At 74.6% G+C, this 22,682-nt stretch carries 24 protein-coding genes and 1 pseudogene; 14 read left to right on the top strand and 11 right to left on the bottom strand.

Translation table 11 applies throughout. The features are described 5' to 3' along the window. Positions 1–25: 25 nt before the first annotated feature. Positions 26–736, bottom strand: a complete 711-nt coding sequence (locus D7044_RS08345; RefSeq protein ID WP_120688432.1) for a SanA/YdcF family protein — start codon at positions 734–736, stop codon at positions 26–28. Between the two features lie 71 nt (positions 737–807). Here D7044_RS08345 and D7044_RS08340 point away from each other — a divergent pair, with 71 nt between their 5' ends. Both D7044_RS08340 and D7044_RS32905 read left to right on the top strand, forming a co-directional pair. Continuing rightward, entirely contained in the window at positions 808–1,317 is a 510-nt protein-coding gene (locus tag D7044_RS08340) for a mycothiol transferase (protein ID WP_120688431.1), read from the top strand. Positions 1,318–1,404: 87 nt separating this feature from the next. Continuing rightward, positions 1,405–2,178, top strand: a pseudogene (locus D7044_RS32905) (aminoglycoside phosphotransferase family protein); the annotation flags it as partial. 141 nt (positions 2,179–2,319) lie between these two features. Here D7044_RS32905 and D7044_RS08330 read toward each other — a convergent pair. From D7044_RS08330 to D7044_RS08300, 7 genes are all read right to left on the bottom strand, one after another. Beyond that, positions 2,320–2,829: a GNAT family N-acetyltransferase gene (locus tag D7044_RS08330; protein WP_120678513.1), complete on the bottom strand. Its 510-nt coding sequence runs from the start codon at positions 2,827–2,829 to the stop codon at positions 2,320–2,322. Positions 2,830–3,028: 199 nt separating this feature from the next. Further along, the gene (locus D7044_RS08325) at positions 3,029–4,039 is read right to left on the bottom strand and encodes a hypothetical protein (RefSeq protein WP_147434603.1); all 1,011 of its coding nucleotides are present in this window, start codon (positions 4,037–4,039) and stop codon (positions 3,029–3,031) included. A 96-nt stretch (positions 4,040–4,135) separates the two neighbouring features. Further along, on the bottom strand, positions 4,136–4,528 hold the full coding sequence (locus D7044_RS08320; RefSeq protein ID WP_120688429.1) for a hypothetical protein: 393 nt from the start codon (positions 4,526–4,528) through the stop codon (positions 4,136–4,138). A 189-nt stretch (positions 4,529–4,717) separates the two neighbouring features. Further along, positions 4,718–5,461, bottom strand: a complete 744-nt coding sequence (locus tag D7044_RS08315) for an SDR family oxidoreductase (protein WP_120688428.1) — start codon at positions 5,459–5,461, stop codon at positions 4,718–4,720. A gap of 172 nt (positions 5,462–5,633) precedes the next feature. Next, complete coding sequence (locus D7044_RS08310; RefSeq protein ID WP_120688427.1) at positions 5,634–6,245, bottom strand: Pr6Pr family membrane protein; 612 nt, start codon at positions 6,243–6,245, stop codon at positions 5,634–5,636. Continuing rightward, on the bottom strand, positions 6,242–7,444 hold the full coding sequence (locus tag D7044_RS08305; RefSeq protein WP_120688426.1) for a glycosyltransferase: 1,203 nt from the start codon (positions 7,442–7,444) through the stop codon (positions 6,242–6,244). The genes D7044_RS08310 and D7044_RS08305 overlap by 4 nt, the downstream gene beginning before the upstream one ends. 13 nt (positions 7,445–7,457) lie before the next feature. Beyond that, complete coding sequence (locus tag D7044_RS08300) at positions 7,458–8,057, bottom strand: dihydrofolate reductase family protein (RefSeq protein ID WP_120688425.1); 600 nt, start codon at positions 8,055–8,057, stop codon at positions 7,458–7,460. Positions 8,058–8,135: 78 nt separating this feature from the next. On the opposite strand from D7044_RS08300, the gene D7044_RS08295 reads away from it, so the two are divergent. From D7044_RS08295 to D7044_RS08285, 3 genes are all read left to right on the top strand, one after another. Beyond that, positions 8,136–8,753 carry a TetR/AcrR family transcriptional regulator gene (locus D7044_RS08295; RefSeq protein ID WP_120688424.1) on the top strand — a complete coding sequence of 206 codons (618 nt, stop codon included), beginning with the start codon at positions 8,136–8,138 and terminating at the stop codon, positions 8,751–8,753. After that, on the top strand, positions 8,750–9,253 hold the full coding sequence (locus D7044_RS08290) for a GNAT family N-acetyltransferase (RefSeq protein ID WP_120678497.1): 504 nt from the start codon (positions 8,750–8,752) through the stop codon (positions 9,251–9,253). The genes D7044_RS08295 and D7044_RS08290 overlap by 4 nt, the downstream gene beginning before the upstream one ends. A gap of 83 nt (positions 9,254–9,336) precedes the next feature. Then, on the top strand, positions 9,337–10,479 hold the full coding sequence (locus tag D7044_RS08285; protein WP_120678495.1) for a polysaccharide pyruvyl transferase family protein: 1,143 nt from the start codon (positions 9,337–9,339) through the stop codon (positions 10,477–10,479). 9 nt (positions 10,480–10,488) lie between these two features. Here D7044_RS08285 and D7044_RS08280 read toward each other — a convergent pair whose 3' ends face one another. Beyond that, entirely contained in the window at positions 10,489–10,695 is a 207-nt protein-coding gene (locus D7044_RS08280) for a hypothetical protein (protein WP_120678492.1), read from the bottom strand. Between the two features lie 78 nt (positions 10,696–10,773). On the opposite strand from D7044_RS08280, the gene D7044_RS08275 reads away from it, so the two are divergent. From D7044_RS08275 to D7044_RS08265, 3 genes are all read left to right on the top strand, one after another. After that, positions 10,774–11,295: a DinB family protein gene (locus D7044_RS08275; RefSeq protein ID WP_120678490.1), complete on the top strand. Its 522-nt coding sequence runs from the start codon at positions 10,774–10,776 to the stop codon at positions 11,293–11,295. A gap of 111 nt (positions 11,296–11,406) precedes the next feature. Then, positions 11,407–14,502 carry a DEAD/DEAH box helicase gene (locus D7044_RS08270; protein ID WP_120688423.1) on the top strand — a complete coding sequence of 1,032 codons (3,096 nt, stop codon included), beginning with the start codon at positions 11,407–11,409 and terminating at the stop codon, positions 14,500–14,502. Continuing rightward, positions 14,499–15,401: an SWIM zinc finger family protein gene (locus tag D7044_RS08265; RefSeq protein WP_120678486.1), complete on the top strand. Its 903-nt coding sequence runs from the start codon at positions 14,499–14,501 to the stop codon at positions 15,399–15,401. The genes D7044_RS08270 and D7044_RS08265 overlap by 4 nt, the downstream gene beginning before the upstream one ends. 103 nt (positions 15,402–15,504) lie before the next feature. On the opposite strand, the gene D7044_RS08260 is transcribed toward D7044_RS08265, so the two are convergent. Continuing rightward, entirely contained in the window at positions 15,505–15,762 is a 258-nt protein-coding gene (locus D7044_RS08260) for a DUF3040 domain-containing protein (protein WP_120678484.1), read from the bottom strand. A 1,000-nt stretch (positions 15,763–16,762) separates the two neighbouring features. Further along, entirely contained in the window at positions 16,763–17,434 is a 672-nt protein-coding gene (locus D7044_RS08255; protein ID WP_120678483.1) for a bifunctional DNA primase/polymerase, read from the bottom strand. Between the two features lie 246 nt (positions 17,435–17,680). Between D7044_RS08255 and D7044_RS08250 the strand changes: the two genes are divergently transcribed. The 6 genes from D7044_RS08250 to D7044_RS33505 all read left to right on the top strand — a co-directional run bounded on the left by D7044_RS08250 (position 17,681) and on the right by D7044_RS33505 (position 22,574). Further along, positions 17,681–18,910: a helix-turn-helix domain-containing protein gene (locus D7044_RS08250; RefSeq protein WP_120678481.1), complete on the top strand. Its 1,230-nt coding sequence runs from the start codon at positions 17,681–17,683 to the stop codon at positions 18,908–18,910. A gap of 16 nt (positions 18,911–18,926) precedes the next feature. Then, a complete protein-coding gene (locus D7044_RS08245) occupies positions 18,927–19,499 on the top strand; it encodes a flavoprotein (RefSeq protein WP_120678479.1) in 573 nt (190 codons plus the stop codon). Positions 19,500–19,616: 117 nt separating this feature from the next. Beyond that, entirely contained in the window at positions 19,617–20,447 is an 831-nt protein-coding gene (locus D7044_RS08240; RefSeq protein WP_199716537.1) for a Nif3-like dinuclear metal center hexameric protein, read from the top strand. Further along, positions 20,444–21,181 carry a zinc ribbon domain-containing protein gene (locus D7044_RS08235; RefSeq protein ID WP_120678474.1) on the top strand — a complete coding sequence of 246 codons (738 nt, stop codon included), beginning with the start codon at positions 20,444–20,446 and terminating at the stop codon, positions 21,179–21,181. Before D7044_RS08240 ends, D7044_RS08235 begins: the two co-directional genes overlap by 4 nt. Before the next feature lie 5 nt (positions 21,182–21,186). Beyond that, entirely contained in the window at positions 21,187–22,410 is a 1,224-nt protein-coding gene (locus D7044_RS08230) for a bifunctional RNase H/acid phosphatase (protein WP_120688422.1), read from the top strand. After that, positions 22,344–22,574 carry a putative leader peptide gene (locus D7044_RS33505; protein WP_411710968.1) on the top strand — a complete coding sequence of 77 codons (231 nt, stop codon included), beginning with the start codon at positions 22,344–22,346 and terminating at the stop codon, positions 22,572–22,574. The genes D7044_RS08230 and D7044_RS33505 overlap by 67 nt, the downstream gene beginning before the upstream one ends. Positions 22,575–22,682 lie beyond the last annotated feature (108 nt).

Raw genomic sequence — 22,682 nt, 5'->3', positions numbered from 1 at the left:
GACCCGATCCCGGCGCCGAAGGCCGTCAGTCGTCGCGCAGCGCGTCGTCGACGCCCGGATCACGCGGGCCGAGGCGGTCCGGGTCCCGGCCGGAGAGCAGGTCCAGCGCCGCCTTCACGCACGCCCCGTACTCGCGGGTGGAGCTGACGCGCCAGCGCCCGGCGTGCTGCCCCCTGGCGCTCTCGTCGCCCACGCCGTTGGCGTCGATGCCGAGGCGCCGGCACAACGCCACGGCTCGGGGCAGATGGAACGACTGGGTCACCACCGTGACGCGCTCCACCCCGAAGATCCGCTTCGCTCGCGCGCACGAGTCGTACGTGTCGAAACCGGCCCGGTCCAGCACCACCTTCCGGGCCGGCACGCCCCGGTCGACGAGCCAGCGCCGCATCGCGCCGGGCTCGTCGTAGTCGGCGTTCATGTTGTCGCCGGAGACCAGCACCGCCCGTACCTTCCCGGCCTCGAAGAGCCTCCGGGCGAGATCCAGCCGGGCGGCGAGGAACGGTGACGGGCTGCCGTTCGCGTCCACCTTGGTGCCCAGCACCAGGGCGACCGGCGCATCCGGCACCCCGGACTCGTCGTAGAGGTGACCCTCCGCGCCGCCGCGGATCCACGCCACGCTCGCCGCCGTTGCGCCGCCCACCAGCACCGCGCCGACGACCAGCACGGCGAGCGCCCAGCGGACGAGCAGCCGACGTTTCACGTACCACCGTCCGGCCGCGCCGATCCGCCCCCGCATGCCGCGGAATTATTCCTGTCGCGCCGCACCGCCGACGGGCGGGTCGGCCGTGATCAACCGATAATGGCCAAGTGACCGTCGAGTTCCCCGAACCCACCGTGCCGGCCGCCGGACGTGCCGAGGTGTTCCTGCGCTACCTCGACTACTTCCGGGAGAGCGTGGTCGCGAAGCTCTCCGCGCTGCCGGAGGCGGAGATGCGCCGCAGCACGCTGCCCTCCGGTTGGACGCCGCTGGAACTGGCAAAGCATCTGCGCTACGTGGAGCTGCGCTGGATCGAATGGGGTTTCCAGGGGCGCGACGTCGGCGACCCGTGGGGCGACCGGCGTGCGGACCGGTGGTACGTCGCGCCGGAGGAGAGCCGCGAGCAGTTGCTGGCCGCGCTGCGTGCCCAGGGCGCGCACACCCGCGCGGTCGTGACGGGCACCGGACTCGACGTACGCGGAGCGCCGAGCGAACGTTGGGCGGGCGCCGAGCCACCACCGTTGGAGCGGGTGCTCTTCCACCTCCTGCAGGAGTACGCCCGCCATCTCGGGCACCTGGACATCGTGACGGAGCTGGCGGGCGGCCCGGTCGGCGAGTAGTCGGCGACGCCCGGACGTGCCGGCCCGTCCACCCGGAGCCGGATAACCACTGGCATCGCCCGCGCCCGGCCGGGAAGCTGTCGGGTGATGTTGCATGAGAACGAGATCCGGGTCGACGAGGACGTCGTCCGGTCACTGCTGAAGGAGCAACGGCCGGAGTGGGCCGACCTGCCCGTCGTGTTCGCCGGGGCGGGAACCGACAACACCATGTACCGGCTCGGTGACGAGCTGCTCGTACGGCTGCCGCGTACCCCGGAGAAGGCGAACGCGCTGCGCAAGGAGCGGACCTGGCTTCCCCGGCTGGCGCCGCACCTTCCCTGCCGGGTCCCGGAGCCGGTCCACGCCGGCGAGCCGGCCGCCGCCTTCCCGGTCGCCTGGGCCGTGTACCGCTGGATCGACGGCGAGGTCCTCGGGCCGGGGTGCGTCACCGACTGGTCGACCTTCGGTCGGGACCTGGCGGCGGCCGTGCGGAGCCTGCACTCCACCGACCTGATGGGCGCGACCCGCGAGGGTGATCTCAGCTGGTACCGCGGCGGCGCGCTGGAGCCGTGCGACGGCTGGGTCACCCGGAGCTTCGCGGACTGCCGGGGCATCAGCGGCCTCGAGCTCGACGTCGCGGCGCTGGAACGAATGTGGCGGGACGCGCTGCGCCTGCCCGAGCCGACCGGCCGGCCGGAGTGGTTGCACGGGGACCTGCGGCCCGCCAATCTCCTGGCGCACGAGGGCCGGCTCCACGCGATCATCGACTTCGGCGGTCTCTCGGTCGGCCACCCCGATGCCGAGCACGCCACCGTGTGGGACCTCCCCGCCGAGGCGAGAGCGGCCTACTGGGAGAGCACCCGCCTCGACGAGGTGACCTGGCTGCGCGCCCGGGCCTGGGCCGTCGCCGTCGCGGTCAGCGGGGTCTCCTACTACTGGGACAGCTACCCGGCGTTCGTACGCGAGTGCCGGGCCCGGCTGACCGGGATCCTCGACGACGCGGGATCGCTGACCGGCCCGCGATCAGCCGACGACGGGACTGCGGCGCTCGATGAGCGTCACGTCGCGCCAGACGCCGTGCTGGCGGCCGATGCGTCGGCGGATGCCGACGGTGCGGAAGCCGCAGGCCGCGTGGAGCGCGAGGCTGGCGGTGTTCTCCGGAAAGACCCCGGACTGGATGGTCCAGATCCCGGCCCGCTCGGTGGAGGCGATCAGCGCTTCCAGCAGGGCACGGCCGACGCCTCGACCGTGGGCGTCGGGGTGTACGTAGACGGAGTGCTCGACGACGCCGGCGTAGACGCACCGCTCGGAGACGGGCGAGCAGGCCACCCAGCCGAGGACCCGGCCGGTCGGGTCGACGGCGACCCACCGGTGCCCGGGTAGCCGGGTGGCGGTGAAGTGGTCCCAGGCGGGTGGCTCGGTCTCGAAGGTGGCGTCGCCGGTGGCGATGCCGAGCCGGTAGATGGCGAGCACGGCGTCGGCGTGCCGGTCGTCCATCGCGGCGATGGCGATCCCGGTGGTGCTGGTGCTCATCGTGCCTCCTCCCACCGGGCGAGGGTACGTCGCCCAGGGCGTGTGTCGAAGTCCCTGGCCGGCCTGCGGCGGGCCCAGACGACGACCGGCGGCGTCGGCGCTTCGTCCGGATACGACACCGGTATCCGAACGAATCCCCGCCTTGCCGGACCGCCGCCTGGACTCCGCCTCGGCTCGACCGAGGACTTCGACACGCGCCCTAGCGGCGGGTCCGGCGTCGGCGGACCAGCCCCGCGACGCCGGCCCGTGGTGGACGGCGGGACGGGACGGTGGAGGTCTGCGCCGGCACGGGAACGGAGGGTGGTGCCGCCCCCTGCGGGCGCAGCCGGCCCAGCACCCCGCCGAGCAGCCGCTCGACGCCCCCAGTCAGACGGGTGACCACGATCGTCGAGAGCACGGTCGTGGCGGCGCCGACGAGCCAGGCGGCCGGCCCCCAGGAGAAGAAGTCGTCGAGGTTTCGACCGAGCGGGTTGCGCAGCCAGGGGGCCCGTACGGTGACGAGCACCGTTTCGCTCTCGGCGTCGAGCGCTACGGTGGCGACCTCCTGGCGGCGCGGCGCGTCCACGAGCCCCTGCGGTGCCGGCGCGATCACCCCGAGCGCGCCCTTCGGCGCGCTGATCGTGGTGAGCGACCCCTCGCCGGGCATCAGCCGCACCCCGTCGGGCCGGCGGCCGAGCGTGATCGGCAGGTCGACCTCGGAGAACGCTGGGGACGCCGCGCGGAACGGGAGATCCCGGCCGCGCCGGTAGACGGAGACGCCGTCGACCGTCCGGTCGAGTCGCCAGCCGAACTCGGCGACCCAGGTGGCGTCGACGCCCAGCTCCTTGCCGCTGATCTCCTCGTCGAGCCGGAGCGTGTCGCCGTCCAGCACGGCCTCGGCGCGGTACGCCACGGTCTCGATCTTCATGGGCGCCGCGCCCAGACCGGGCCCCTCGTCCGAGGTGGTGCCGAGGCGCACCGCGACCGCCGCGATCGCGCCGGTCAGGCCGACGAGCAGGACGGTCACCGTCAGCGCCACCCGGCGACGCCGGAGGATCCCGACGAGCACCGGCAGCAGTACGCCGACGCCGACCGTGACGATCAGGAGCGGCTGACGCCAGAGGAGGCCGGCGCCCACCGCGGCGAGGACCACGACGAGCCCGCCCAGCACCCACCAGGTCGCCCGCACGGGCCTGCCGGCGCCCCGTCCCAGTCGTGCCTCGCTCGTCATGAACCTGCCTTCCCAGGGACAGCCACGGAACCTCGCGCTGACACGCTAGGGCCGCGCATCGGCGGCCACAAGGCCGCCCGGTGCCGAACCGTCGACTCAGGAGGGAAGGGGGTTTTCCGCCGGTTCCGGGTCGCGCCGCTTCGCCAGCGCGACGGTCAGGCCGGCGTCCACGACGGTCAGGACGGACATCGCGGCGACCCCGGCACGGGCACCGACCCGGCGGCGGGATCTCCTGGCTTCGGCCGCGTACGCGGCGACCAGCACGGCGTTCAGCGCCGCCCGCGAGGCCATCCACGGCCAGCGTGGTCCGGCGCGGAGGAGCCCGCCGGCGATGACCAGGTCGGCCAGGCCGATCGCCCTTACCGGAACGGCACCGACGTTCAGGCCGAGTGCCCGGGCGCTGGGCCGCGGCGCGACGGTCAGCGCCACACCGAACCCGAGGGTCACCGCGCCGACCACTCGCGTCAGCTTCCCGGCGACCGAGCCCACCCGTCGATGATGACAGGTCGGCCGCCTCGCCGGTGACCGGCCGGGCGTGCGGTTCGGTGCACCCGGCCCCGCGTCCGGCCATCCTCTCGTTCCCGCACCACGCCTCCGTCCGACCGGGGCACACGGCCCGCGAGGGCGGCCCGCGAGGCCGGGCGCGACAGTTCGTTCCCGCCGCGCCCGGCCCCCCGATCAACTGGTGAAGCCGCCGTCCACGTTGACCACCGCGCCGGTCACGTACCCGGCCTCGGGCGCGGCCAGGTGGGCGACGGTGGCCGCGATGTCGGCGGGCCGGGCGTAGCGGCCCAGCGCGGTGAAGCCGGCGATCGTCGCGGCGTTCGGGCCGTCGGCCGGGTTGCTGTCGGTGTCGGTCGGCCCCGGGTTGACCAGGTTGACCGTGATCCCGCGCGGTCCCAGCTCCCGGGCCAGGCCCCGGGTCAGCCCGGCCAGGGCGGTCTTGCTCATCGAGTAGAGCGCGAGCCCGGGGAAGACCGCTCGTTCGCCCACGTTGCTGCCGATGCTGATGATCCGTCCGCCCTCGCCGAGGTGCCGAGCCGCGGCCCGGGCGGCCACGTACGAACCGCGGACGTTCACGGCGATGGTCTGCTCCACCTCGTCGGCGCCCAGTTCGTCGACCGCGCCGACCAGGAAGACCGCCGCGTTGTTCACCAGGATGTCCAACCTGCCCAGCACGATCGCCGTCCGGTCGACCGCGCCCTGGATCGCCGCCGGGTCGGCGCTGTCGGCCTGGACGGCCAGCGCCCGCCGGCCCAGTGACTGGATCTCCTTCACCACCGTCGCGGCCTGTTCCGCGCTCTGCCGGTAGGTCAGCGCCACGTCCGCGCCGTCCTGGGCGAGGCGCAGCGCGATCCCCGCCCCGATGCCTCGCGCGCCGCCGGTGACCAGGGCGACCTTGCCCTCCAACGTTTTCGTCATGCATCGATCCTCGGCTCGGCGCGGGCCCCGGTCTGGCGGCGATCGGACGGCGCGTTCCCCGCCCACCACCAGGTCCGATCCCCGCCATCGGCCCACTCGCGCCGGCACGACGACCGCCCGCGACGTCGCCGACGCCGGTCGGTGACCGGGCCGCTCCGGATCGGCCGAGGGGTCAGGGCAGTCGGGCGGCCGGTGCGGGGTGGGAGAGCCGGGCGGCGGTGAGGCCCAGCAGCAGTAAGAGCGTCGCGAAGGCCAGCGCGTTGACGACGACCGTCGGGTAGCCGAAGCGGGGCACGTCGAGGAACGGGTAGAGGTATCGCTCCTCCGCCTGGTCGGAGCCGGCCCCGCGGACCAGGATCGCCGTGAGCCAGGCGAGCGGGTAGGCGAGCAGCGTCACCGGGTACCTCCGGGGCGGCGCGGGCCGGGGCCGGTGGCTGAGCCAATCGGCGGCCGCCAGCGGTGGCGCCACCACGTGCAGCAGCAGGTTGCCCGCGTCCGAGACGGCGCCTCGGGCGTCGGCGGTCGCCATCATGCTGTAGCCGCTCCACGGGTTGGCGAGCACCAGCACGAAGACCAGGCCGGTGACGACGAGGTAGACGGTGAGCGCGGTCCGCAGCCGGTCGGCCCGCCCGAGCCGCAGCACGGCGAGGTAGGCGAGATCCACCTGGATGGTGAAGTACCAGAGCAGCTCCAGCGGCTCGTCGCGGGCCGCCACGAGGGCGAGCGCCAGCCCGACCAGGAGCACCACGACGGTGCTCGCCCGCAGGACCCGGCCGGCCGTCATCCGGCTGGGCGGCGCGTGGGGGAGGGGTGGCGGAGCGTGGTGTAGAGCCGGGTCAGCTCGGCCAGGTAGCGGGCACCGCTCCACGCCTCGACCGCGGCGCGGCCCTCGGCGGTCACCCGTTCGCGGAGGGCCTCGTCGGTGAGCAGCCGCCGGAGCAACGCTCCGAACTCGGCGGGTGTGCCGGCGGTGCACGGCCGGCGGGTGCCGGTGCCCGGCCGGGTGGCGAGCTCCGCGTCCACCATGGCCACCGGGAGCCCGTGCGCCTCGGCCTCGCCGAGCACCAGCCCCTGGGTGTCGGTCGTGGACGTGAAGGCGAGCACGTCGGCCGCCCGGTAGTACCCGCCGACCCGCGTCCGGGGCACCGGGTCGAGCAGGTGCGCCGCGTCGTCGACGGCGAGCCGGCGGGCCGCCCGGCGCACCGCGACCCGGTTGCGGCGTACGCCGAGCAGCACCAGCCGGGCCGTGGGCAGCGCGCGGCGTACCTGGGCGAACGCGGCGAGCAGCAGCTCGGGATCCTTCTCCGGCGACGCCCGCCCCACCGCGAGCAGCACCGGGGCGTCGGGCGGGATGCCGAGTTCGGCCCGGAGCCGTCGCCGGTCGTCGTCGTCGGGAGTCGGGGCGGGGACCGGTGTCGGCAGCACCACGATCGGGGTCCGGCCGGCGATCGGCGCCATCGCCTCGGCGGTCTTGGCGGAGGGGGCGAGCAGCAGGCTCATCTGTGCGAGCAGGCACCGGCCGAGTTCGGTCAGGCGCGCGTCCCGCCCCGGGCCGGGCCGGGCCAGCTCCCGCAGCGCCCGGGCGCGCCAGGGCAGGCCGAGGCGCAGCCCCGCGTACGCGGCCCCGAGTGGCACCTCCGGGTAGTGCGGGGCGTATGCGATCAGGTCGGTGTGCCAGGTGAAGACGACGGGCAGGGATCGGGCGGCCGCGTAGCGAAGCCCGGCGATGCCGACCGGGCCGGTGGTGTGCACGTGCAGCAGCTCCACCGGCGCGTCGGGGAGCCGGGGCAGCGCCAGCCGGTACGGCCGGGTCGGCACCGGCAGCGAGGGCAGCTCGCCCGGGCGGCGGCGCGACAGCGGCCCGGGCGAGTAGAGGGCGACCTGGTGCCCGGCGGCCCGCAGCAGCGCCACCGTGGCGCCCACCGAGGTGGCCACACCCTCGACGTTGGCGAGGTGGCTGTCGCTGACGTGCGCGATTCTCACCTCGCCATCATCGTCAGCCGTCGCTACCCCGGCCGTCCTCCGACCGGGTGTAGCGCAGGATCACCACTCCACTGTCGAACGGTCGCGTCTCGGCGAGCGTGAAGCGGCGTGGATCGAAGTCCCGGCTGACGAGCGGGATGCCGCTGCCGACCACGACCGGGTTGATCTTGAGGATCAGCTCGTCGATCTCGGGCAGGAGCTGGCCGGCGAGCTGCCCGCCGCCGGCCAGCCAGATGTCCTTGCCGTCGCGCGTCTTGAGCGCGCGGACGAAGGCGACCGGGTCGTCGGCGACGATCTCCACTTCCGGCTCGGCGGCGGGCGGCAGCGAGCGGGAGAAGACGTACTGCTGGAGGTGGGCGTAGGGGCTGGTGATGCCCGCCGCGAGCCCCGGGTCGTAGGTGCCCCGGCCCATCACCACGGCGTCGAACCGGCCCTCGGGGTGGTCGATGCCGAACTGCGCGTGCGCGAAGGTCGGCAGCGTCTGGGGGTAGTTGGCCAGCATGTGGTCGAGCACGTCGGGCTCGGGCACGAGGGGGAAGAAGTCGTACGACCCGTCGGGTGCGGCGATGAAGCCGTCGAGGGTGGCGGCGACGTAGTACACGAGCTTGCGCAAGCGGGAACTCCCTGCAATCACTACGGTTGTCGTGGATCAAAGTACAACAGGTGTCGTGGTTTTGCTAGGGTCTTCTCCGTGGCACGGAACATCGAACGACGGGCGGCCCTGGCGGACGCGGGCCTGCGGGTGCTGGCCGCCACCGGTGCGCGGGGGCTGACGCACCGCGCGGTGGACGCCGAGGCAGGGGTGCCCGTCGGCACCGCCTCCAACTACTTCCGCTCCCGCGACGCCCTGCTCGGCGCGCTCGGCGAGCGGATCATGGAGCGGTTCACCCCGGACGACGAGGTGCTCGCCGCGCTCGCCGCCCGGGAGCCGTCGCTGGAGCTCTTCACCGACTACGTCCGCTACGTCGTCGAGCGCACCACCCGACAGCCGGAGCTCACCCGGGCGCTCTTCGAGCTGCGGCTGGAGGCGGTCCGCCGTCCCGACCTGGCCCGGATCCTCGGCGACACGCTGCGCCGCGGCTACCGCGACGACGTGGCCTTCCACGTGGCCGCCGGGCTGCCGGGTGGCGCGTTCGAGGTGGCTCTGCTGCACTACGCGATGGACGGGCTGCTGCTCGACCTGCTGACCACCTCCGTCGACGCCGGCTTCGACGCCGACGAGGTGGTCTCCGCGTTCGTCGCCCGCCTGGTCGCCGGGGTCGCCCCGCGGCCCGGTCGGGCCCACCCAGGAAGGACTCCCACCGCATGACGCTGACCCTCGCCCCGATGACCGACGAGGAGCTCGCGCCACGGCTCGGGGCGCTGCACCGGTCGTACGCCGAGGAGCTGACCCGGCACCGCGCGGTGCCGGCGGCCGAGGCGCTGGACCGGGCGGTCGTGCAGACCGGGAGCCTGCTGCCCGCCGGTGCGGCGACCGAGAAGGTGCTGCTGCGCGTCGCCCGGGTCGGCGACGTGCAGGTCGGCTGGATCTGGGTGACCCTGCCCGGCGCGGCCGGGGCGTCCGACGCGCTGGCCGGGTCGGGGCGAGCCTGGATCCACAACATCGAGGTGGATCCGGAGCAGCGGGGACGCGGGTACGCACGGCGGATGATCCAGCTCATCGAGGCCGAACTCGCCGCACTCGGGGTGACCGAGCTGGGGTTGAACGTCTTCGGGACGAACTCGGTCGCCATCGGCCTCTACGAGAGCCTCGGCTTCCACGTCACCGCCCAGCAGATGGCGAAGCGGCTCGACCCGGGCGCGGCGTAGCCGTTCCGGGCTGAGCTGGGGCACAGGAGTGTTCACCGGCCCAACGGGAAAGCCGCGCCGACGCACCCGGGGAGGAGCGACGGATGAGGCATGGCGCCGGACTGACCATCGGTGTGCTCGGCTCGTACGGCGGTCGGAACCTCGGTGACGAGGCGATCCTCACCGGCCTTCTGGCCGATTTGCGCGAGCAGGAGCCGAATGCCCGGATCATCGTCTTCTCCCGGAACCCGGAACACACCCGGGTGGCCCATCCGGATGTCGAGGCGGTGCCCTGGGAAGGGGTCAGCCGCACCGACTCGGCGTTGGTGCTGGCCCAGCTCGACCTGCTGATCCTCGGCGGCGGCGGCATCCTCTACGACAAGGAGGCCCGTCGCTACCTGCGGGTGGTCCGGGTCGCCCAGGAGCGCGGCCTGCCACTGATCACGTACGCGGTGGGGGTCGGGCCGTTGAGCGACGGAGTGGACACCGGCATGGTCCGGGAGACCCTGGCCGGCGCGACCCAGGTGACCGTCCGTGACCAGGAGTCCCGGATGGTGCTGGAGGAGGCCGGGCTGGTCAACCCGATCACGGTCACCGCCGACCCGGCGTTCCTGCTCGAACCCGAGGACTTCCCCGCCGAGCTGCTGCGGGAGGAGGGGGTGCCGGCCGGCCGACGGCTGGTGGGGATGAGCGTACGGGAGCCGGGGCGGGCCGCCGAACGGCTGGACGTGGACGGCTACCACCGCCTGCTGGCCCAGATCGGTGACTTCCTGGTGCACCGGATCGACGCGTACGTCCTCTTCGTCCCCATGGAGCGCGACGACATCCGGCACTCACACGGGGTGCTCTCGCACATGATCGCCGCCGAGCGGGGCCGGATCCTGCACGGCAAGTACTCGCCTCAGCAGGTGCTCGGCCTGATGCGCCACTTCGACCTGGCCGTCGGTATGCGGCTGCACTTCCTGATCTTCGCGGCGATGGTGGGTACGCCGTTCCTCCCGCTGCCGTACGCCGGAAAGGTCTTCGACCTGGCCCAGCGACTCGGCGTGCCGGCGCTGCGCGGCGTGGAGCGGGAGGTGGAGGGTCCGCTGCTCGCCGAGGTCGACCGGCTCTGGGACGAGCGGGAGCGACGCGCGGAGGCCACCGCCCGCCGGGTCGCGCAGGTCTGCGACGAGGCCAGGGGCACCTCGCAGGTCACCCGGGCCGTGCTCGACAGCCTGCGGGCCCACACCCTCACCCGCGCCTGAGCGGAGAGCTCAGGCGGCCGGGCCCCGCCAGCAGTAGCGCCAGTCGCGGGCCTCGTCGCCGGTGGACTCCAGCTCGTAGATCTCCGCGGCGGCGAGCCCGCCCGGGCCGAGGTGGTGATGGGTCAGCGGCGGACGGCCGTTGCTGTCCAGCTCGACGGTCACGCGCTGCCCGCCGGCCGGGCCGTCCACGAGGGGAATCTCTACCGTTGCGGCCATGGGCCCATCCTGCCCTCCCGGACCGGGCCGCGCAGCGGATAGCGGGCGGCGGGTGGGCGGTTGCCCTAGGGTGCGGAGATGACGGAGATCTCGATCGATCCCACACTCGGTCCGGTGCTCGCCCGCACGGGCGACGAGCGGGCGGTGCTCGAATCGTTCCTCGACTTCCACCGCAGCGTGGTCCTGCGCAAGGTGCGCGGTCTCTCCGACGCCGACGCGGCGCGCCGGCTGGTGCCGTCCGCGACGACCCTCGCCGGCCTGCTCAGACACCTCGCGCTGGTCGAACGCAACTGGTTCCCGTGCCTGCTCGCGCCGGGGCCCGGCGACGTCTACCTGACCAGCGAGGAGGACGCCGTGACCAGCTTCGTCCTCGCCCCCGATGACACGGTGGAGCACCTCGCCGCCGGCTACGAGCAGGCGTGCGCCCGCTCCCGGGAGGTCGCCGCCCGCTTCGACCTCGACCACGTGGTGCCGCACCCCCAGCTCGGCGAGGTCTCGCTGCGCTGGATCCTCGTCCACATGATCGAGGAGACCGCCCGCCACGCCGGGCAGGCGGACATCCTCCGGGAACTCACCGACGGGCGTACCGGCACGTTGTGACCCCGTGCGCCGCTCCCCGAGGCCGCCGAGCGCGGCGGCCCCGGCCCGGTGGCGACGCCGCGCCGACCCGGGCCGCCTATCCTGGGCCCGGGCGTCGACGAGGGGGAGCACGTGCTGGTCATCCACGGGTTGTGGCTGCCCGGCGCGCCCGGCGAGCCGGTGCTCGCCGTCTGGGGCGAGGAGAGCGCGCTGCCGGCCGAGGCGCCGCGGCGCCCGGGCCGGCCGCCCCGGGAACGCCCCCACCCGTTCGCCGCCGACCATCCGGCGCTCGCCGCCGCGCTCGCCGAGGTCGCCGAGCCGACCGGGCTCGGCTCGGCGCTGCTCACCCTGCCGGCCCGGGGCGGCGTACCCCTCGAATCGCCGGAGCTGGTCCGGCCCGCCGTCGGGGACCCGCCGCGCGGGCGGGTCACCCTCACCGGCTGGCGGGTCCCCGTCCTGCGGTACGCCACGGACGCCGCGCTGCCCCTGCTGCGCGCCCTGGACGAGCTGCCGGTGGCGCCCGGGGCGACCCTGCGCCACCTCGCCGAGCTGGCCCACTTCGCCGTCGACCTGGTGGCCCGCGGCCGGGTCCTGCCCGGCGTGGCCGACGGGCACCCGGCGCGGGCGGTGTGGCGACCGCTGCTCACCGGCGTCGACGCCGGCTGGGCACGCTCCCTCGCGCTCGCCCTGCCCCCGGCCGCCCGCGCCGCCGAACCCGACCGTGCCCCCGGTGACCTGCTCACCAACGCCCTGGACGCGCTCGCCGACGCCGCCGCCCGCGCCGTGCTCGCGGAGACCGCGCTGGCGCGCGGGATGCGGCCCGGCGGCCCACTGCCCGCCTGGCTGGCCGCGCTCGCCGGCCCGCAGCGGGAGTTCACCGCCGACCCGGCCGCGCTGGCCGCCCTCCGGACCGAGCTGGACGCGTGGCAGCGGGACGCGGCGGGCGGCCGGGTGCGGGCCAGCTTCCGGCTGGTCGAGCCGCCCCCCGAGGAGATCACCGAGCCGGTGCTGGTGACCGTCCCCGGTGCGGAGGCCGCCGACCTGGTCGGCCCCGGCGCCGTCGCCGAGGGCCGGTGGCGGCTGGAGTTCGGGCTCCAGGCCGCGGACGAGCCGAGCCTGCACGTCGACGCCGGGCAGGTCTGGCGAGATCCGGCGGCGGTGACCGCCCTCGCCGGCCGGACCGGCAACGCGCAGGAGACCCTCCTGGCCGAGCTGGGCCGGGCCAGCCGGCTCTGGCCCGAGCTGGACGAGGCGCTGCGGACGGCCGCGCCGGAGCTGCTGGAGCTGGACGTCGAGGGCGCGCACCGGTTCCTGCGGGAGGGCGCCCCGGTGCTGCACGCCGCCGGGTTCGGCGTGCTGCTGCCCTCCTGGTGGCGGCGCCCCTCGGCCCGGCTCGGCGCCCGCCTGCGCGCCCGTGGCCGCGCCGCCCCGGGCACGGTCGCCACCACCGGCGGCGGCGTCGGGCTGGACGCCCTGGTCGACTACCGGTGGGAGGTGGCCCTCGGCGACCAGCCGCTCAGCGCCGAGGAGCTGGCGTCGCTGGCGTCGCTGAAGACCCCGCTGGTCCGGCTGCGGGGCCGCTGGGTCGAGCTGGATCCGAAACGGCTCGCCGCCGGGCTGCGCCTGCTCCGCTCCTCCGGCGAACTGACCATCGCGGACCTGCTGCGCCTCGGCCTCACCGCCGGCGACGACGAGGCGGCGTTGCCGGTGCTGGAGGTGACCGCCGACGGGGCGCTGGGCGACCTGCTCGCCGGCTCCGTGGAGCGGCGGCTCACCCCGCTGGACCCACCCGCGTCGTTCCGCGGCGTGCTGCGCCCGTACCAGCGCCGTGGCCTGGCCTGGCTGGCCTTCCTCCAGTCGCTCGGCCTGGGCGGCGTGCTCGCCGACGACATGGGGTTGGGCAAGACGGTGCAGCTGCTCGCGCTGCTCGCCGGGGACCCGCCGTCGGCGGGGCCGACCCTGCTCGTCTGCCCGATGTCGCTGGTCGGCAACTGGCAGCGGGAGGCCGCCCGGTTCGCGCCGGACCTGCGCGTACACGTGCATCACGGTGCCGAGCGGGCGCGGGGGGCGGAGTTCACCGAGGCCGTGCAGCGCGCGGACCTCGTGCTGACCACGTACTCGGTGGCGGCCCGCGACGCGGTGGCGCTCGCCGGCATCGACTGGCACCGGGTGGTGGTGGACGAGGCGCAGGCCATCAAGAACGCGGCCACCCGGCAGGCCGAGGCGGTCCGCGCGCTGCCGGCCCGGCAACGGGTGGCCGTCACCGGTACGCCGGTGGAGAACCGCCTCGCCGACCTCTGGTCGATCATGCAGTTCGTGAACCCCGGGCTGCTCGGGCCGGCGGCCACGTTCAAGAAGCGGTACGCCGAGCCGATCGAGCGCCACGGCGACGCCGAGGCCGCCGAGCGGCTGCGCCGGATCACCGGCCCATTCGTGCTGCGCCGGCTCAAGACCGACTCGTCGATCATCTCCGACCTGCCGGAGAAGTTGGAGATGGAGGTGGTCTGCAACCTGACGGCCGAGCAGGCCTCGCTCTACCGGGCGGTGGTCGACGACATGCTCGCCAAGATCGAGTCCAGTGAGGGCATCGAGCGACGCGGTCTGGTGCTGGCCACCATGACCCGGCTCAAGCAGATCTGCAACCACCCCGCCCAGCTGCTGCGCGACGGCTCGCCGCTGGACGGCCGCTCCGGCAAGCTGGCCCGGCTGGAGGAGATCCTCGACGAGGTGCTCGCAGCGGGGGAGAAGGCGCTGCTCTTCACCCAGTACGCCGAGTTCGGCGGCATGCTGCGCGGCCACCTCTCCGCCCGCTTCGGCCGGGAGGTGCTGTTCCTGCACGGCGGCGTCGGCAAGGCGGACCGGGACGCCATGGTCACCCGGTTCCAGTCCCCGGACGGCCCGCCGATCTTCGTGCTGTCGCTGAAGGCGGGCGGCACCGGCCTCACGCTGACCGCGGCGAACCACGTCGTGCACGTCGACCGCTGGTGGAATCCGGCGGTCGAGGACCAGGCCACCGACCGGGCGTTCCGGATCGGCCAACGGCGTCGGGTGCAGGTACGCAAGTTCGTCTGCGCCGGCACGGTCGAGGAGAAGGTCGCCGCCCTGATCGCCGACAAGCGCAACCTCGCGGCCCGGGTGGTCGGCACCGGCGAGCAGTGGGTCACCGAGCTGTCGACGACGCAGCTGCGCGAGTTGTTCGCGCTGGAGGCCGGGGCGGTGGTGGAGTGAGCGAGAGCAGTTCACGCTTCGCCGACTACGGCCGCCCCCGGCGGGTGGAGGGTGGTCTGCGGGCGCGCAGCACCCGGGGCGCGATCGGCCAGTCCTGGTGGTCGCGCCGGTTCCTGGAGGTGTTGGAGTCCTTCGCCCTCGGCACCCGGCTCACCCGCGGCCGGTCGTACGCGCGGGCCGGTCAGGTCGTCCGCCTGGAGATCGCCCCCGGGGTGGTGCGCGCCGCGGTGCAGGGCTCCCGACCCCGCCCGTACGACGTCCACATCGGACTTGCGGCGTTCCCGGCCGAGCTCTGGGACCGGGTGGAGGGGGAGCTGGCCGCCCAGGCGTTCTTCAGCGCCCGGCTGCTCGCCGGCGACCTGCCGTCCGAGCTGGAGGAGCTCTTCACCACGGTGGGCGCGCCGCTCTTCCCGGCCGGGATCGACGAGTTGGAGCAGCGCTGCAACTGCCCGGACTTCGCGGTGCCGTGCAAGCACCTGGCGGCCACCTTCTACCTGCTCGCCGAGGCCTTCGACGCGGACCCGTTCGAGCTGCTGCACTGGCGTGGCCGGGGCCGCACCGAGCTGCTCGACCGGCTCCGGGCGCTGCGGGCGTCCACCACCGGCGCGCCGGCGCCGATCCCGTCCGTGGCGAACGACGCGCCCGACGCGGTCGACGTGGAGCCTGTGGACGCCCCGCCGGCCGGGGCCGCGCGGGCGCTGGCCACCCTGCCGCTGTCGCCGCTGGCCGAGGCGGTCGACCGGTTCTGGTCGCCGCCGGTGCCGCTCCCCGACCGGCCGCCGACCCTCGCCACCGGACCGGACCTGCTGCTGCGGCAGCTGGGTCCGCCGGCGCCCGCCATCGGCGGACCGGGCCTGCTGGAGCGTCTCCGACGGGCCTATCGCGCCTTCGGTGGCTGACCGGGGTGGACGTTGTCGGAGGTGGGTGACTTGCGTCGACGTCCACGCCGGCCGGCTCGGGGTCCCGTCTCGTACGGAACCCGGGGCCGGCCGGCGCGGACGGTCATAGCCAGCGGCGGCGGAAGCGCCACATGAGCACCGCGTTGGCCACCAGTACCACTGCGCAGATGGCGCCGGCCATCCGCCCGGCCAGTACGGTCATCGCCGGCAGCGCGGCCCACAGCACGATGGTCAACAGCAGCAGGTAGCGACCACGGCGACCGCGTGCCCGGTTGTCGAGCCGGGCGAAGAACGCCGGGTCGCTCTCGCGGAGCTGCCGGGTGATCTGTTCGAACCTGCGCTGATCCTCTTTGCTGAGCATGGCGGTGCCTTCCCCTCACGGTTCAGCGGTTCGGCGGCATACCCGCTGCGGCGACGGCTCACGCCGCCCGCTGCCGGTCCTTTTGCCCCCGGCCCGGGCCGGCCGCGCTGCCGTGTTACGCGCCCCGCCCGGCCGTGCCACACCCTCGGTGCCTCCGCCTCGCCGCACGCCGCAGGGGCGTGCCGGGGCGGGGGTCGGGGCCGACAAGAGGTGCCGGAAGCACCAGCGAGGGCGGGCTGCGCGAGCGGTGACTTCCCGCGACCTTCCGGGCGCTCGCGGCAGCCCGCCCGGCAGGGGCGGATACGGATGATCCGGCAGCAACAGGCGGGGCCCGGCGGGCCGGGCTGGGTGGGCCGACGCGGTGGTATCCGCGCTGATACCGCCGGGTCGTACTCACACACCGCGGCGGTGGCGCGCTCAGCTGATCGACACGACTGTCGGGCTGCCCGGATAGCCGGGCGAACGGAGTCCGCGACCTCGGGGGAGGGGCGTGCCGGAGGTCGCGGACTCCAGAGTGGAGCTGAAGCTGCCCGGCGCGCGTGCCACTTCGCCGATCCGACGAAGTCGGTGCGCGTGGCGGTGCGCGAAGTCGGTGCGCGGTGGCGGTGCGACGCCGGGGTACCGCGGCCGGAGCGAGGTGACCCCGGCGGGGCGGGCGGCGGAGCGGACGGAGGGTCGGGTCAGCGGATCGGGCGGTGGGTGCCGGCGGGGCGGGAGCCCATCGGCCGGGGACGACCGGGACGGGAGCCCGCCGGTCGGGTGCCGGCCCAGCGACGTCGCGGGCGGCTGCGGTTCGGCGGCTCGCTGCCGCCGGTCTGCGGCGCGGTGTTGTCGGTGGACATCATTCCCCCCGCTCCCGGCGCGGGTCCGCGCCGTCACCGTGCTCAACGAGGCCGGGTGCTCCGACGACGCTGCCGTCGTCGTACCCGAGCCGGCGGCGTCGCGGGCCCACGTCGGCCGCAGGCCCGCCCGGCTGAGCCGTCCGAGCTGGACCGGCGGATCACATGCCGCGTCGGGGCAGGGGCAGGTGACCGGGGATCAGGTCGGAGGTGAGCGTGATGCCGGTCGCCCGGAGGGCGTCGATCAGGGTGTTCTGCACGAGGTAGGAGTCGGGCAGCTGCCAGCGGGCCTGCTCGGGTGCGACGGCCCAGCGTACGGCGCCCTCCGGCAGCCGGGTGGGGGGCGCCGGGATCCACGATCCGGGCCCGTGCCGCACCACGTGGAAGCAGTGCTCGAGCTCGGGCCGGAGCGGGTCGCCCGGGCGTACCAGGAACATCCAGCGTCCGGTCGGGGTGACCAGCACCGGCCCGCGGACGCCCGTGCCGGCCGGGTGGGTCTGGAGCGCGTCCAGCACCAGCCGACCGAGGTGGGCGGGGACCTCGAGGACGTCGAACGCGCGGCCGGTGGGCAGCAGGACGCCGTGCGGCCGGGTACGCCACCAGGTCGCCACCCGGGCCGGGTCGGCGCTCGCCGCGTGCTCCCAGTTCTCCAGGGCGGGGTGGCAGCCGACCGTGGGGCAGCCGGCGCGTCCGCAGACGAAGCGGCTACGGGCCAGGCACGCCCCGGGCGTCACCTCCCAGCCGTGCAGGGCGTAGCGCACCGCGACCCGGCGCAGCCGGACCCGTTCCAGAGGCGACAGTTGCGCGACCCGCGGGCCGACGTTCCCCCACATCTGTGCCACTCCTCTCGTCGGGCCCGACGGGCTTCGCTTGTTACGTCGAGCGCCGTCACTGTCGTAACCCGCGATCGTTTAGCTGACGAACGGCTGATGCAACTTGCACGAAAACTACGAGGACTGGCTGTACGGCTGACGCACTGGCTGTGCGACCAGGGAAAACCTGAAGAAGGCGGAACGCCCCCCGCGCCTCCGCCGCCCGGCACCACGCGGCGACCACGCCGTACAGGGGAGGGATCGGAGATGGAGGACCTACCCATAGGTCGTCGGGTGGCCTACTGGCGAGGACGGCGCAAGATGTCCCAGCAGGTCTTCGCCGACCGGTTGGGCAAGTCGAAGAGCTGGGTGGACAAGGTCGAACGCGGCGTCCGCCGGCTCGACAAGTTCTCCGTCCTCTACGAGATCGCCGACATCCTCCAGGTCGACGTGCAGCTGCTGCTGGGCAAGGACCCGGAGCGGCGTACCGACGCGCTCAACTGCATCGACCAGGTCGAGGTCGAGGAGATCCGGGCGGCCCTCGAACGGTACGACTCGATGAGCGCCTACTTCGACGCCGCGCCGTACCCGCCACCGCTGGCCGACATGCGCAAGGCCGTCAACCACGCCTGGCTCACCTACCAGTACGGCCGCTACGGGATGCTCACCCGCGCGCTGCCGAAGCTGCTGCGCGACGCCCAGGCGGCGGACGCCGGCTGCAGCGGCGACGACGGCCGCGAGGCGGCCCACCTGCTCGGGCAGGTCTACCAGATCGCCTCCTCGGTGCTGCGCAAGCTCGGCGAGTGCGACCTGGCCTGGCTCGCCGCGGACCGGTCGATGGCGGTCGCCCAACGGGCCGACGACCAGCTGCTGGCCGGCATCGCCACCACCCGGGTCTGCAACGCCCTGGTCGCCATGGGCCGCCCCCGGCCGGCGCTGGAGCTCAACGTCACCATCGCCAACCGGCTCGCGCCGGGCGGCGCCAACGACGCCTCCCCGGAACGGCTCAGCGTCTACGGCCTGCTCCTGCTCCAGGGTGCGATGGCGGCCGCCCGGATCGGTGACTCGGCCACCGTCGGCGACCTGATCAGCGGTGCCGAGGAGGCGGCCGTCCTGCTCGGCAGCGACCAGAACCACTACTGGACGTCGTTCGGCCCGACCAACCTCGAGCTGCACCGGGCGGCCGCCGCCGTCGAGCTGGGCGACGGGGGCCGGGCCGTGGAGGTGCACCAGCTGCGCATCAAGGAGCCGCCGTTCAACGCGCTGCTGCCCGAGCGGCGGGCGCACCACCTGCTCGACATCGCCCGCGGCTACGCCCAGATGGGCGACGTCGCCAACGCCGGGGAGATGCTGCTGCGCGGCGACCGGCTCGCGCCGTCGGAGATCCGCTGCCGGCCGATCGCGCACGAGGTGATGTCCGACATCCTCCGTCGCACACGTGGTGCGCCGCCTTCTCCGATTGCGGAGTTGGCTGAGCACATGGGAGTAGGAGTATGAGCGCGGAGTCGGCCTGATGGCCGGCCCGCAACTCGTCAACGAGCGCCGTGAGGTGCTTTACGTCATCGCCTGCGGTTCGCCGCTCGCCCGCAACGTCGGCCGGCTGGTGAGCCTGGCCCAACAGGACGGCTGGGACGTCTGTGTGATCACCACACCGGACGGCGCGAAGTTCGTCGACCGGCCCGCCCTGGCCCGCCAGACCGGACATCCGGTCCGTTCCCACTACAAGCAACCCAGCGATCCGGACCTGCTGCCGCCCGCCGACGCGATGATCGTCTGCCCGGCGACGGTCAACACGGTCAACAAGTGGGCGGCCGGGATCACCGACACCCTCGCGCTGGGGCTGCTGGTGGAGGCGCAGGGGCTCGGCAAGCCGATCGTGGCCGTACCGTTCACCAACGCGGCGATGGCCGCCCACCCGGCGTTCCGGGCCGGTCTCGCCCGGCTGGACGAGTGGGGCGTGACCGTGCGTTTCGGCGACGACGTCTTCCCGCTGCACGCGCCGGGCACCGGGGAGCGGCACCTGCACGCCTTCCCGTGGGAGGTCGGGCTCACCGCGCTCCGCGACCGGCTCTGCCCGGTGGTCTGACCCGCCGGTCGGGTGGCGCTGCGCAGCTCGTTCGGCGGGGGAGGCGGTCGGGCACGGCCCGCGCCGGTAAGCTGGCGCGCCGTGAGCACAACCGGAGCAGGGCCGACGGTGACCGACGTGGTCGCCGAGCTGGAGCGGCGCTACCCGCCGGTCTGGGCCGAGGAGTGGGACCGGGTCGGCCTGGTGCTCGGTGAGCCGTCCGCCCCCGTTCGTCGGGTGCTCTGCGTGGTGGACGTGGTCCCCGAGACGGTCGCCGAGGCGCTCGACGCCGCCGTCGACATGATCGTCGCCCACCATCCGCTGCTGCTGCGCGGAGTCTCGTCGGTCGCGCCGACGACGTACAAGGGGCGGATCGTCCACCAGCTGATCCGGGCCGGGGTGGCGCTCTACGTGGCGCACACGAACGCCGACGTGGCCGCCCCCGGGGTCTCCGACGCCCTCGCCGCCCGGTTCGGGCTCACCGGTCTGCGTCCGCTCCGCCCGGCCGCGCCCGGCTCGCCCGCGTACGGGCCGGGTCGGGGATTCGGCCGGGTGGGTGAGCTGCCCAGCCCGATGACGCTCGCCGAGCTGACCCGGCACGCCGCCGCGGTGCTCCCCGCCACATCCTGGGGGGTACGCGCGGCTGGCGACCCGGGCCGGACGGTGCGTACGCTCGCGGTCAGCGGTGGCTCCGGCGACGCCTTCCTCGGCGACGCGACCGCAGCCGGGGCGGACGCCCTGCTCACCGCCGACCTGCGACACCACCCGGCCGGCGAACACCTCGCCGCCGACGGGGCCGCGCTGCTCGACGCCGCCCACTGGGCGACCGAGCGACCCTGGCTCGACGACCTGGCGGCACTCCTGCGGGAGACGACGGGCGTCGAGACGCTGGTGTCCGACCTGGACACCGACCCCTGGACCGTGCATGCTTCCACCCCCGCCGTGGACGACAAGGAGCCCCGACCGTGAAGGCTGACCCGAAGGTCCAACGCCGCCTGCTCGACCTCCAGGCGATCGACACCGCCCTCGCCCAGCTCGCCCACCGCCGCCGTGCGCTGCCGGAGCGGGCCGAGCTGGAGGCGCTCGCCCGGGAGCTGTCCGCGCTGGAGGACGAGCGGGTACGCGCCCAGGTGGCCGTCGACGACCTGGACCGGGACATCGCCCGGGTGGAGAAGGACGTCGAGCAGGTCCGGGCCCGCAAGGAGAAGGACGAGGCGCGGCTCGCCGCCGGCAGCGGCCCGGCCCGGGAGCTGGAGGCGCTGCAGCACGAGCTGGTGTCGTTGAACCGGCGCCAGAGCGACCTGGAGGACTCCGAGCTCGAGCTGATGGAGCAGCGGGAGACCGCCCAGGGCGCCCTCGACGGGGTGGAGCAGCGGCTGGCCGGGTCCCGGGACAAGCGCTCGGCCACCGAGCAGCGCCGCGACGAGAGCCTCGCCGAGATCGCCAAGGAGGAGGAGTTCAAGCGCGGTGCCCGCCAGCCGCTCGCCGACGACCTCCCGTCGGACCTGGTCACCCTCTACGAGCGCATCCGCGAGGAGACCGGCCTCGGCGCCGCGCTGCTCACCGCCGGGCGCTGCGGCGGCTGCCGGCTGGAGCTCTCCGGCGCGGACCTGGCGCGCATCCGCAAGTCGGCCCCGGACGACGTGGTCCGCTGCGAGGAGTGCCGCCGGATCATGGTGCGTACCAACGAGTCGGGTCTGTAACGGCGATGACCGGACGGGTGGTGCTGATCGAGGCGGACGGCGGGTCCCGGGGCAACCCCGGCCCGGCCGGTTACGGCGCGGTGGTCCGCGATCCGCAGACCGGTGAGGTGCTCGCCGAGCGGTCCGAGTCGATCGGGGTGGCCACCAACAACGTGGCCGAGTACCGCGGTCTGATCGCCGGCTTGGAGGCCGCCGCCGAGCTGGGCGCCACCGAGGTCGACGCCCGGATGGACTCGAAGCTCGTGGTCGAGCAGATGTCCGGTCGCTGGCAGATCAAGAACGTCGGCCTCCGCCCGCTCGCCGCGCAGGCCGCCGAGCTGGTGGCCCGGTTCGCCGCGGTCCGGTTCAGCTGGGTGCCGCGGGAACGTAATCGGCACGCCGACGCGCTGGCGAACGCGGCGATGGACGCCGCCGCCGCCGGCGTACCGGCCCGCGCGGCCGTCGAGCCACCCCGGATCGTCGAGCCGCCGCGCGAGGTGGCGGGCCCCGATCCGGCGCTGCGGGACCGGGCGGGTGAGGTCGCCGCCAGCGCCGCCGACGCGCGGGTCACCGGCGGCGACGCGAGCACCGCGCCCGCCTCCTGGGAGCCCCGGCCCAGCCTCACGGCGACCCGGCTGGTGCTGGTGCGGCACGGCGAGACCGAGTACACCGAGCAGGGCCGCTACTCCGGTCGCGGCGACGTCGCGCTCTCCGCCCGGGGGGGCGAGCAGATCCGGGCCACGGCGGCCCGGGTGGCCGCGCTGGCACCGGGCGCGGTGGCCGTGGTCAGCTCACCCCTGTCCCGGTGTACTTCGACGGCGGCGGCGATCTCCGAGGCGCTCGGCGGCGTGCCGGTGCGCCGCGAGGACGACCTCATCGAGTGCGACTTCGGCGCCTGGGAGGGGCGGACCTTCGCCGAGGTGCGCGCGGGTTGGCCGGGGGAGCTGGACGCCTGGCTCGCCTCGACCGCCGTCGCGCCGCCGGACGGGGAGTCCTTCGTCCAGGTCGCCGAGCGGGCCGGCCGGGCGGTGGCGGCGCTCTGCGCGGCGTACCCCCGGGAGACCGTGGTGGTGGTCTCGCACGTCTCGCCGATCAAGCTGGTGCTGCGCGACGCCCTCGCGGCCGGTGACGCCTTCCTGCACCGGCTCTACCTCGACGCGGCCGGCGTCTCGGTGGTGGACCTGTGGCCGGACGGCGGGGTGGCGGTCCGGCTGGTCAACGAGACCGCCCACCTGAGCGCGATCGCCTGAACGCGGCCGGTGGTGTTCCGCGCCACAGTGCACGTTCCGTGCACCTGTTGACAGCGCGGCGTGAGACATCGAAGATCTGTTACGTGCGAAGCGTTCACCTGACGAAGCGGGGTCACATCGACCTCCTGCGCGTCGCCAGCGCTGCCTGTCGACGCTCCCTCTGACGCCGGGTTCCACCCTTCCTCGCACGCTGCTGGCGATATCCCGACTCCGCAGGTCTCCGGCCCTGCGGTGCGTCCGCCTGCGCGCACCCCCCTCCGCACGACAGGAGA

It is taken from the genome of Micromonospora musae, from assembly GCF_003626635.1.
Classification (GTDB): Bacteria; Actinomycetota; Actinomycetes; order Mycobacteriales; family Micromonosporaceae; genus Micromonospora; species Micromonospora musae.
Note: the sequence above shows the minus strand (reverse complement) of the source record. Positions and strands in the feature narration are given on the sequence as shown.

Bases quoted from the DNA above. Each gene is read 5' to 3' on its own strand.
- D7044_RS08345 (WP_120688432.1), bottom strand. From the start codon at position 736: ATGCGGGGGCGGATCGGCGCGGCCGGACGGTGGTACGTGAAACGTCGG.
- D7044_RS08330 (WP_120678513.1), bottom strand. From the start codon at position 2,829: ATGAGCACCAGCACCACCGGGATCGCCATCGCCGCGATGGACGACCGG.
- D7044_RS08325 (WP_147434603.1), bottom strand. From the start codon at position 4,039: ATGACGAGCGAGGCACGACTGGGACGGGGCGCCGGCAGGCCCGTGCGG.
- D7044_RS08315 (WP_120688428.1), bottom strand. From the start codon at position 5,461: ATGACGAAAACGTTGGAGGGCAAGGTCGCCCTGGTCACCGGCGGCGCG.
- D7044_RS08310 (WP_120688427.1), bottom strand. From the start codon at position 6,245: ATGACGGCCGGCCGGGTCCTGCGGGCGAGCACCGTCGTGGTGCTCCTG.
- D7044_RS08290 (WP_120678497.1), top strand. From the start codon at position 8,750: ATGACGCTGACCCTCGCCCCGATGACCGACGAGGAGCTCGCGCCACGG.
- D7044_RS08285 (WP_120678495.1), top strand. From the start codon at position 9,337: ATGAGGCATGGCGCCGGACTGACCATCGGTGTGCTCGGCTCGTACGGC.
- D7044_RS08280 (WP_120678492.1), bottom strand. From the start codon at position 10,695: ATGGCCGCAACGGTAGAGATTCCCCTCGTGGACGGCCCGGCCGGCGGG.
- D7044_RS08275 (WP_120678490.1), top strand. From the start codon at position 10,774: ATGACGGAGATCTCGATCGATCCCACACTCGGTCCGGTGCTCGCCCGC.
- D7044_RS08260 (WP_120678484.1), bottom strand. From the start codon at position 15,762: ATGCTCAGCAAAGAGGATCAGCGCAGGTTCGAACAGATCACCCGGCAG.
- D7044_RS08255 (WP_120678483.1), bottom strand. From the start codon at position 17,434: ATGTGGGGGAACGTCGGCCCGCGGGTCGCGCAACTGTCGCCTCTGGAA.
- D7044_RS08250 (WP_120678481.1), top strand. From the start codon at position 17,681: ATGGAGGACCTACCCATAGGTCGTCGGGTGGCCTACTGGCGAGGACGG.
- D7044_RS08245 (WP_120678479.1), top strand. From the start codon at position 18,927: ATGGCCGGCCCGCAACTCGTCAACGAGCGCCGTGAGGTGCTTTACGTC.
- D7044_RS08230 (WP_120688422.1), top strand. From the start codon at position 21,187: ATGACCGGACGGGTGGTGCTGATCGAGGCGGACGGCGGGTCCCGGGGC.